The 10,047-nt window shown below is 71.2% G+C and carries 8 protein-coding genes and 1 tRNA gene; 6 read left to right on the top strand and 3 right to left on the bottom strand.

Annotated features, from left to right (window positions below):
• On the bottom strand, positions 1–1,152 hold a 1,152-nt coding region (locus NJ376_RS27515; RefSeq protein ID WP_456309989.1), incomplete at its 3' end, for a MutS N-terminal domain-containing protein.
• Between the two features lie 473 nt (positions 1,153–1,625).
• On the opposite strand from NJ376_RS27515, the gene NJ376_RS27510 reads away from it, so the two are divergent.
• From NJ376_RS27510 to NJ376_RS27500, 3 genes are read left to right on the top strand one after another with little or no spacing between them, the layout of a single operon-like run.
• The gene (locus tag NJ376_RS27510; protein WP_252956553.1) at positions 1,626–3,929 is read left to right on the top strand and encodes an NADP-dependent malic enzyme; all 2,304 of its coding nucleotides are present in this window, start codon (positions 1,626–1,628) and stop codon (positions 3,927–3,929) included.
• 47 nt (positions 3,930–3,976) lie between these two features.
• Positions 3,977–4,423: a DUF488 domain-containing protein gene (locus NJ376_RS27505; RefSeq protein ID WP_252956552.1), complete on the top strand. Its 447-nt coding sequence runs from the start codon at positions 3,977–3,979 to the stop codon at positions 4,421–4,423.
• Positions 4,401–4,736 (top strand): hypothetical protein, encoded by a 336-nt coding sequence (locus NJ376_RS27500; protein ID WP_252956551.1) that lies wholly within the window; start codon positions 4,401–4,403, stop codon positions 4,734–4,736. The genes NJ376_RS27505 and NJ376_RS27500 overlap by 23 nt, the downstream gene beginning before the upstream one ends.
• 21 nt (positions 4,737–4,757) lie before the next feature.
• On the opposite strand, the gene NJ376_RS27495 is transcribed toward NJ376_RS27500, so the two are convergent.
• Positions 4,758–6,329 (bottom strand): ABC transporter substrate-binding protein, encoded by a 1,572-nt coding sequence (locus NJ376_RS27495; protein ID WP_252956550.1) that lies wholly within the window; start codon positions 6,327–6,329, stop codon positions 4,758–4,760.
• Between the two features lie 124 nt (positions 6,330–6,453).
• On the opposite strand from NJ376_RS27495, the gene NJ376_RS27490 reads away from it, so the two are divergent.
• The 3 genes from NJ376_RS27490 to NJ376_RS27480 all read left to right on the top strand — a co-directional run bounded on the left by NJ376_RS27490 (position 6,454) and on the right by NJ376_RS27480 (position 8,954).
• Positions 6,454–7,449 carry an isopenicillin N synthase family dioxygenase gene (locus NJ376_RS27490; RefSeq protein WP_252956549.1) on the top strand — a complete coding sequence of 332 codons (996 nt, stop codon included), beginning with the start codon at positions 6,454–6,456 and terminating at the stop codon, positions 7,447–7,449.
• 177 nt (positions 7,450–7,626) lie between these two features.
• On the top strand, positions 7,627–8,811 hold the full coding sequence (locus NJ376_RS27485; protein ID WP_252956548.1) for an acyl-CoA dehydrogenase family protein: 1,185 nt from the start codon (positions 7,627–7,629) through the stop codon (positions 8,809–8,811).
• 66 nt (positions 8,812–8,877) lie between these two features.
• Positions 8,878–8,954: transfer RNA gene (locus NJ376_RS27480), tRNA-Met, on the top strand.
• A gap of 419 nt (positions 8,955–9,373) precedes the next feature.
• On the opposite strand, the gene NJ376_RS27475 is transcribed toward NJ376_RS27480, so the two are convergent.
• On the bottom strand, positions 9,374–10,047 hold a 674-nt coding region (locus NJ376_RS27475), incomplete at its 5' end, for a hypothetical protein (RefSeq protein ID WP_252956547.1).

The following is a 10,047-nucleotide window of genomic DNA, read 5'->3' as shown; positions in this document are numbered from 1 at the left end:
GGCGGCGCGGGTCAGGCCGTCCCGGATCGCCGCCAGGTCGCGCGGGGCGAAGCGGTCCAGCGAGAGGCGGGCCAGGGCGCGCGCCATGTCCGGCGCGCCCTTCAGCAGGGTGCGGATGGCGCCGCGCAGCGGCGTGGCGGCCAGCAGCGCCGCCACCGCGTCGTGCCGGGCGGCGATGGCGGCGGCCTCGGCGAGCGGGCAGGCGAGACGGGCGGCGAGCTCCCGCGCGCCGGCCGCGGTCACCGTGCGGTCCACGGCGCCAAGCAGGCAATCCCTCGCCCCGCCCCGCTCGGCACGGAGGATCTCGAGGCTGCGGCGGGTGGCGGCATCCATCTGCAGCACCCCCTGCCCGCCCCGCGGCACTGGACGGGCGAGGCGCGGCAGGGCGCCCTTCTGGGTCTCCGCCACATAGTCCAGCGCCATGGCGGCGGCGGCGAGCTCCTCCGGCGCGAATTCGCCGAAGCCGTCGAGGCTCGCCACCTGCCAGGCCTCGGCCAGGCGGCGGGCGGCGTCGCGGGGCGGGGTCCGCTCCACCGTGCCCGGCGGGCCGAGCCCGGAAGGGGCCAGCACCTCGGCCGGCTCCAGCCGGGCCAGCAGGGCGGGGAGCTCGGCGGCGGGGAGCGATTCGGTCTCGAACAGGCCGGTGGTGATGTCGAGCCAGGCGGCGCCGAGGCGTTCCTCCCCTTTGGCCTCCCCCTTGGCCCCGGCGGGGGCCAGGGCGAGCAGCCAGGCGGGGCGCGCCGCCTCCAGCAGGCTGTCCTCCGTCACCGTGCCGGGGGTGACGAGGCGCACCACCTCCCGCCGGACGGCCGGGGCCTTGCGGCGCTTGGCCTCCTCCGGCGTCTCCATCTGCTGCGCCAGCGCCACGCGGAAGCCGCGGCGGATCAGCCGCGCCAGATAGACCTCATGGCTGTGGGCGGGGACGCCGCACATCGGCACCTTGCGGCCCTGATGCTCGCCGCGGAAGGAGAGGGCGATGTCCAGCGCCTCGCTCGCCGCCTCCGCATCGGCGAAGAACAGCTCGAAGAAATCCCCCATCTGGAAGAAGAGCAGCGCATCCGGGTGCTGGGCCTTGCAGGCGAACCATTGCGCCAGGGCGGGGGAGGCCCCTTCGGCGCTGGGCGGAGACTCGGGCGCGGGGAGTGCGGTCATGCCGTCTGATTAGGCGGAAATGGCTGCCGCGCCCAAGGCCGCCCGCGACTCGGCGGCCGCCGGGGTGGCGCACCGCTAGCCGGGTCACCTAGCGCTCGGCTGCTCGATGCCGAGGGTGCATCAGACGAGGAGGATCGCCGGCAGCATCCGGGCCAGGCGGGCAGCAGGGCAAATGCCGATCCGGAAGAAACCCGGCAGCTCACGTCACGCTGTTACACGCACAAGGGGAAATGTAACCGTGCCTGCAACCCATGACCCCGGCGCCGCATCGGGCGCGACGGCATCGGGCCAAATGGAGGACGCCAAGCCTGCCCGGCCGGCGGAAGTTAAACGCACGGAATTTTAAGTTGCTTTTCTCCGCGCCTTTCGCCCTTGCGAAGCAGCCACCTTCCATCCCTCTCCCGCGGCTGCGATGCTGACGCCGATGGCGGCGTGGCCGCCCTGGATTCGCCTCGGGGATGAGGAACGCCGGAATGGATGACGTGCGCAACACTGGACTGCCGGGCGACGGACGCACCGCCCGCATCACCGGCGAGGAAGCTCTGGCCATGCATGCCGAGGGACGCCCCGGCAAGCTGGAGATCCGCCTGACCAAGCCGCTGGTCACCGCCCGCGACCTTTCCCTCGCCTATTCCCCTGGCGTCGCCGAGCCCTGCCTGCACATCCACCGCGACAAATCGCTGGCCTATGACTACACCTCGAAGGGCAATTTCGTCGCGGTCATCTCCAACGGCACGGCGGTGCTGGGCTTGGGCAATCTCGGCGCCGTCGCCTCCAAGCCGGTGATGGAGGGCAAGGTCGCCCTCTTCAAGCGCTTCGCCGATGTGGACGGCATCGACCTCTGCATCGACACCGAGGATGTGGATGCGATGGTCAACGCCATCCGCTACCTCGGCCCCTCCTTCGGCGGGATCAACCTGGAGGACATCAAGGCGCCCGAGTGCTTCATCATCGAGCAGCGGCTGCGCGAGCTGATGGACATTCCGGTGTTCCACGACGACCAGCACGGCACGGCCATCGTCGCCGCCGCCGGCCTGATCAACGCGGCGCATCTGACGGGGCGCGACCTGGCGACGACGAAGCTCGTCATCAACGGCGCCGGCGCCGCCTCGGTGGCCTGCGCCGAGCTGCTGCGGGCCATGGGCATGCGGCCCGAGAACATCACCATGTGCGACACCAAGGGCGTGATCTATCGCGGCCGGGTGGAAGGCATGAACCAGTGGAAATCCGCCCACGCCGTGGAGACCAAGGCGCGCAGCCTCTCCCAGGCGCTGGAAGGCGCGGATGTGTTCTTCGGCCTCTCGGTGAAGGGCGCGGTGACGCAGGAGATGGTCCGCGCCATGGCCGACAAGCCCATCATCTTCGCCATGGCCAATCCGGACCCGGAGATCACACCGGAGGAGGCGAAAGCGGCGCGGCCGGACTGCATCATCGCCACCGGGCGCAGCGACTACCCGAACCAGGTGAACAACGTCCTCGGCTTCCCCTTCATCTTCCGCGGCGCGCTGGACGTGCGGGCGAGCACGATCAACGACGCGATGAAGATCGCGGCCGCCCGCGCGCTCGCCCTGCTGGCGCGGGAGGACGTGCCGGAGGAGGTGGGTTCCGCCGGCGCCGGCAAGTCGCTGCGCTTCGGGGCGGACTACATCATCCCGAACGCCTTCGACCCGCGCCTCATCAGCCGGGTGCCGGTGGCCGTCGCCAAGGCCGCGATCGAGAGCGGGGTGGCGCGCAGGCCCATCACCGATCTCGCGCGCTACGGCCGGACGCTGGCGGCGCGGCTGGACGCCACCGCGAATGCGCTGGAGCTGATCACCGAGCGCGTCCGCGCCAACCCGAAGCGCGTCGTCTTCGCCGAGGGCGAGGAGGAGAAGGTGATCCGCGCCGCCATCGCCTTCCACAATGCCGGCTATGGCTACCCGGTGCTGGTGGGGCGGGAGGACCGGATCACCGCCACCGCCCATGCGCTCGGCATCCCGCTGCCGGACGGCATCGAGATCCGCAATGCCCGGATCTCCGACAGCAACCGGCGCTATGCGGACTACCTCTACGGCAAGCGGCAGCGGGAGGGCTTCCTGTTCCGCGACTGCCAGCGGCTGGTGAACCAGGACCGCAATGTCTTCGCCAGCTGCATGGTGGCGCTGGGTGACGCCGATGCGGTGGTGACCGGCCTCACCCGCAGCTACTCCGTGGCGCTGGAGGGTGTGACCTCGGCCATCGACCAGGAGAAGGGCCACCCGCTCTTCGGGCTGACGCTGATGCTGGCGCGGGTCTCCGGCACGGTCTTCGTGGCGGATACGGCCATCCATGAGCGGCCGGATGCGGCGACGCTGGCCGAGATCGCCATCCGCTCCGCCGCCGCGGCGCGGCGCCTCGGGCATGAGCCGCGGGTCGCCTTCCTCTCCTTCTCCACCTTCGGCGACCCGAAGGGGCATATCCCCGGCTCGCTGCGCGACGCGGTGCGGCTGCTGGACGAGCGCAAGGTGGATTTCGAATATGATGGCGAGATGGCGGCCGATGTGGCGCTGGACCCGGCGCTGCGCGCCCGGCTCTACCCCTTCAGCCGGCTGACCGGGGCGGCGAATGTCCTGGTGATGCCGGGGCTGCACGCGGCGCATATCCTCACCCGGGCGACGCCGCGGCTGACCAGCGCGACGACCATCGGGCCGCTGCTGATGGGGCTGTCCCACCCGGTGCAGATCGTGCCGATGGATGCCAGCGTGAACCAGCTCATCGACATGGCCTGCCTGGCGGCGCATGCCGCCATCGCGCGGTGAGGCGCCGCACTGCCCGGGCGCGCGGCCCCGCGCCGGTCGCGCCCTAGATGCAGCGCCTCTGCACCATCGGCTATGGCGAGGCGACGCCCGCCCGGGTGATCGCCGCGCTGCAGGCGGCGGGCGTCACCACGCTGGTGGATGTCCGGGCGGTGGCGAACAGCCGCAAGCCCGGCTTCTCCAAGGGCGCGCTCTCCGCCTCCCTGGCCGAGGCCGGCATCGGCTACTGGCATCTCCGCCCGCTCGGCACGCCGCCGGCGGGGCGGGAGGCGGCGCGGAGCGGCCGGCCGGCCGAGATGCGGCGCATTTTCGCGGCGCATCTGGCGGGCACCGAGCCGCAGGCCGCGCTGGCGGCTTTGACCGAGCGGGCGGGGCGGGAAAAGCTCTGCCTGCTCTGCCTGGAGGCCGATCCGGCGCAATGCCATCGCACCCTGGTAGCGGAAGCGGTGGCAACGCAGTCGCCAGGGATGATAGTTGAGCATCTCCACCCCGCTTGAGGCCGCCATGCCGCAATGCCTGCTGGTCCTGCATTCCCTTGACGCGTTGGAACCCGCCGCGCGAAAGGCGTTCACCGATTCCCTCTACGAGATCTCCTCCGAGCATTGGGCGGTGCAGGAGGGCGCGACGCTGGTGGCGACCGGCACCTCCCCCGGCTACCTGCTGGCGCATCTGCGCGGCGTGCTGCGCCGCTCCGGCGCGCCGGAGGTGCCGCTGATCGTCACCCGCATCCGCGCCGACCTCGCCATGTCCGGCCAGCCGGAGGAGGGCGCGGCCTGGCTGCAGGGGCTGCTGGACGAGGCGAAGGACTGAGCGGCGGCGGACGGCCGCGCCCTACCGCGCCGCCCGGCGCATGTTCCAGAAGACCGGGAAGCCCACCGGCAGCACATCCCGCACATCCTCCCGGTGCGCCGCCGGGACGGAGAATTGGCCATTGAAGAGCATCAGCGCCTCGTCATGCACGATGCGCTGCATTTCCGCCGCGATGGCCTGGCGCTTCGCCGCATCCGGCTCCTTGCCGAATTGCTCCAGCAGTGGCGTCAGCGCCGGGGCGCAGGGCCAGCCGGGGTAGTTCTGGCCGCAATTATATGCGACGGCATAGTGGGCCAGCGGGTTCAGGATGTCGTAGCCGGTGAACACCAGGGGCATCAGGCTCCAGCCACCGCGCCCCGGCGGCTCCCGCGACAGGCGGCGCTGCGCCTGGCTGCTGTAGTCGCTGGCCAGCACATCCAGGTTGAAGCCGGCCCGCTTCAGCCGGTCGATGATCACCAGCGCCATCGGGTTCAGGGTCACGCTGTCCGTGCTATGCAGCAGCACCACGGGTTCGTTGTTGTAGCCGGAGGCGCGCAGCGCCTCCCGCGCCGTCTCGATGCTCGGCTCGCGCAGCCGCTCGGTCCCGGCCTCCGAGGCATAGGGGCCGCCGCACATGAAGATGGACTGGCACCAGGGCATGGACATGGCGGCGGGCAGGCCAAGCCCGGCGATGATCTCGCCCTGGTCCATCGCCAGTTGCAGGGCGCGGCGCACCTGACGGTTGTTGAAGGGCGGGTGCAGGTGGTTGATCGCCATCGCCCCCATCATCTGCGCGATGGGGCGCGGGTTGATCAGGCGGACATTGCGGTCCCGCTGCAGCCGGGCGATGAAATCCGTCGGCACGAATTCCAGGTAGTCCACCTCGCCGGCCTGCAGCGCGGCGACGCGCGTCGAGAAATCGGGCAGGCTGACGAAATCGACGCGCTCGAAATGGGCCACCTTGCCGCCGGCGAGGCCGTCCGCCGCATCCTCCCGCGGCTTGTAGCGCGGGTTGCGGCGGAAGATGGCGCGGTCCCCCTGGCGCCACTCGCCGCGGTCGAAGGTGTAGGGGCCGCTGCCGGTGCTCTCCGGCACCGGGCGGGAGATCTCGGTTGCCGCCAGCCGCGCCGGCATCATGAAGGGGATCTGCGCCGCAGGTTTGCCGATCGCCTCGATCACCTGGCTGAAGGGCTCGCGCAGCTCCAGCACGAAGGTGGCGGCATCCACCACGCGGAAGCCCTTCGCCGCCGCCATCAGCCGGCTGCCGAGCCCGTCCCGCCTGCCCCAGCGTTCCAGCGAGGCGACGCAATCCTCGGCGGTCACCGGCTTGCCGTCATGCCATTCGAGGCCGGGGCGGAGCCGGAAGGTCCAGGTGAGCTGGTCCTCGCTCGCCTCCCACCCCTCCAGCATCTGCGGCCGGTAGCGGCCCTCGGCATCCATGCTGATCAGCGTGTCGTAGACCAGGTAGCCATAGGCCCGCGTCACGTTGGAGGTGGTGATGATGGGGTCGAGCACCTGGAGCTCGAGGTTCAGCACGGCGCGCAGCGTGCCGCCCTGGGCCTGGGCGAGGCCGGGCAGCAGGGCGAGGAGGGCGGAGGCAAAGATCCGGCGCATGGCGGTCTCTCCTTCGGAGAGGCGTTTCCCGCGCGGCAGGGTGGCGCGCGGCGGCGGCGCTGACAAGCTCTGGCCCGGGCGGCCGGGGCGTGCTGTGCTCTGCCGACGCAGCGAGGTGCCCGGCATGAGCCAGAATGCAGGCGGCCCGGACGGCCGCATTCCCGTCCTCGACATCGCGCCCGCCCTGGCAGGCCAGCCCGGCGCGCGGCAGGCGCTGGCCGAGCGCATCGCCCGCAGCGCGGAGGATACCGGCTTCCTGGTGCTGGCGGGGCATGGGATCGACCCCGCCCTGCCCGCCGGCTGCTTCGCCGCGGCGGCCGCCTTCTTCGCCCTGCCGGAGGAGGTGAAGCTGGCGCTGAAGGTGGGAGAGCTGAATATCGGCTACCTGCCCACCGGCGCGCAGGTCATCCGCACCTCGAAGATCGCCGAGGTGAAGCAGCCGAACCTGAACGAGAGCTTCTACATCGTCCGCGACCGGGCGCCGGACGACCCGGATATCCTGGCGAAGAAGCCCTTCGTCGGGCTGAACCGCTGGCCGGAGAGCATGCCGGAATTCCGCCGCGCGACCATGGCCTATTTCACCGCCATGGAAGCGCTGGCGCAACGGATGCTGCCGATCTTCACCCTGGCGCTGGGGATGCCGGAGGATTACCTGGAAGGGGATTTCGCCGATCCCACCTGCACGCTGCGCCTCATCCGCTACCAGCCGCAGCCCGAGGCGGAGGAGGGGCGGTTCGGCTTCGCGCCGCATATCGACACCAATTTCATCACCTTCCTGGCGCAATCCGCGCTGCCGGGGCTGGAGGTGCGAACGCGGGAGGGGGAATGGCTGCGGCCGCCGGCCATCCCCGGCACCTTCGTGGTGAACACGGCGGAGATGCTCGGGCGCTATTCCAACGACCGCTTTGCGCCGACGCCGCACCGGGTGCTGAACGCGAACAACGAGATGCGCTACGCCATCCCCTTCTTCTTCGGCCCGAACAACGACGCGGTGATCCGCCCGGTGCCGAGCTGCGTGAGCGCGGAGAGCCCGGCGCGCTACGAGCCGCTGCGCTACGAGGACCACCGGCGGAAGCTGAACGTGACCAACTTCGCACATCGGCAGGCGCAGCCGGCGTGATCGAGCGGGGAGCCCAACTCCCTCTCAAGGTGGCAAGTTCAGCCCGCGAAGCCCAAATTCCTGGTTTCCAAAGGCCTTTCGGCCTTTGGCAGGGGGAGCGCGAGGGGGGCAGCGCCCCCCTCGCCCCCCGCCCCGCCCGGGTCTAATCTCCCGCCAACACGGCGGAGGACGCGACAGATGGACGGGTACAATTTCAGCGCCATTCCGGGGCTGGCCGAGGAGCACCGCATGGTGCGCGACCTCGTCGCCAAATTCGTCGAGCGCGACCTGATGCCGCTGGAAGCCGCCGTGCTGAAGCGGGAATCCGAGGGTCAGCGCTACGGGCTGACGCCCGAGGAAGAGGCGCCGCTGCTGGAGACGTGCAAGGAGCTCGGCCTCTGGGGCCTCGACGTGCCGGAGGAGTTCGGCGGCGCCGACCTGCCGCTGGCCGCCCTCATGGCGATCGAGGAGGAGATGGGCCGCACGGTGACGCCCTTCATCTTCCCGCCGGACAGCCCGAACCTGCACATGCTGCTGGCCGTGGCGAATCCGGAGCAGCGGGCCAAATACCTCGACCCCTATGCGCGGGGCGAGATGCGCTCCTCCATCGCGATCTCCGAGCCCGGCGCCGGCGGCGATCCGGCGGGGATGACGACGCGGGCGGTGAAGGACGGCACCGACTGGGTCATCAACGGCCGCAAGATCTGGGTCAGCGGCGTGCCGCGGGCCGACTTCATCATCCTCATGGCCCGCACCGGCGAGGGCAAGCGGCAAGAGGGCGTGACCGCCTTCATCGTGGAGCGCGGAACGCCCGGCTTCATCATCGAGCGCGAGATCCCGATGATCGGCGGCCGCCGGACCTATGAGCTGGTCTTCGAGGATTGCCGCGTGCCGGAGAGCCAGGTGCTCGGCACCCTCGGCGCCGGCTATGCGCCGATGCAGCTCCGCCTGAACGTCCGCCGCCTGCAGATGGGCGCGCGCTGCACCGGCATGGCCCGCCGGGCGCTGGAGATGATGTGCGAGCACGCCAAGCAGCGCGTCACCTTCGGGGTGAAGCTGGCGGACCGCCAGGCCATCCAGTGGTGGATCGCCGATGCCGCCACCAAGATCCACATCGCCCGGCTGATGGTCCGCGACGCCGCGGCCAAGCTCGGTGCCGGGGAGGAGGTGCGGAACGAGGCCTCCATGCTGAAGGTCTTCGCCACCGAAATGGCGCAGGAGACCATCGACCGCGCCATGCAGTGCTTCGGCGCCATGGGGATGACGAAGGAATTGCCCCTGCAGCTCATGGCCAGCCAGGTCCGGGTGCAGCGGATCTATGAGGGGCCGACCGAGGTCCACAAGATGGCCATCGCCAAGCGGGTGCTGAAGGGCACGCCCTGATCCTGCGACGAGCCGGGGGAGGCGGCCTTGCATCCCCCGGCAAAATCCGCCATAGCGCCACCCCGCGCCTGGGTAGCTCAGCTGGTTAGAGCACGGCACTCATAATGCCGGGGTCGCCGGTTCAAGTCCGGCCCCAGGTACCACCTTACCGCGCTGATCTTGCTGGATATTCCGGCGCGCTAGAGCAGATCGCCGTAGGGCGGCATCGCCCGAAGGCGTGAATCTGCTCTGCAACCAAAGGCGTAGAGCGTTTTCGGTGCACGCATGTAAACCGAAAACGCTCTAGGGCAGGCGGGCTCCGGCGCGGCGCCCTGGCTGCCCGGACGAGCGGCCCAAAGCAGCAACGGCGTCCCTTCTTCGCCGATGGCAGCAGCGCGTCAAGCACCGGGGGCGGGTGGCCGGAGGCAGCGGGCAAAGGCCCGCGGACGGGCCAGCAGGATACGCGGCACGCGGCCCGGTGAGCAGGTGAGCCCAGGGGGTGACATCCCTGCAGGTCGCCTCCCCCCGAGCTCCGCGCCCGCGAGTGCAGCCTTCCTGGCGAGGCTGCCACGCTTCCATGCAGCTATCGCAACATCCGGCGCGGGACGCCCAACCCGGCATAGGCCGAGGCACCCTGCATGCTTGCCGTCAGGCCGAGCCAGGAGGGCTGCAGCAGGCCTTGCCGCCACAGCGCCGCCGCCGGCGCCGTACCGTCCGCGCCTCCCCTGGCCTCCAGCCAAGCGCGCGTCGCCGGCTCGGGGCCGAGGAAGGAGGCCGACAGCGCCCAGAACAGGGCAAGGGCTTCCGGCCGGCCATCGGGGTCGAGCTGCACGCTGTAGGCAAGCCGATGGCCCTCCAACGCCAGTTCGGGGTCGCGCCGGCAGAGCGTGGCCAGCTCGGCGCGGAGATGGGAGGCGGCGGCCGCCAGGCCCGTTGAGCGGCCGAGGGCCGCAAGGTCGCCCGGCTCGTGGCGGCGGCGGCGCCAGTACAGCTCCACCCGCCCGCTATCCTCGAGGCCCAGATGGAACAGGCGCAGGCCGGTGGTGCTGCCGGGCCGCCAGGCCGCGGCCTGCGGCAGCAGCTCCGCCGCCGCGGGCCCGGTGCCGACATAGAGCTTGTAGCGGTCGCCCGCCGCATCGTGCCGCCCACCCAGCCAGATGCCGCGCCCTTGCCCATGCGCGGCGGCGCGCCACGCCAGGGCACGAAGGCCGGGCGGCAGGGCGGGCGCGCCGAGGCGGCGCAGGCGCCGGAGCGCCG

Origin of the sequence: Siccirubricoccus soli (assembly GCF_024178315.1) — a bacterium.
Lineage (GTDB): Bacteria > Pseudomonadota > Alphaproteobacteria > Acetobacterales > Acetobacteraceae > Siccirubricoccus > Siccirubricoccus soli.
Note: the sequence above shows the minus strand (reverse complement) of the source record. Positions and strands in the feature narration are given on the sequence as shown.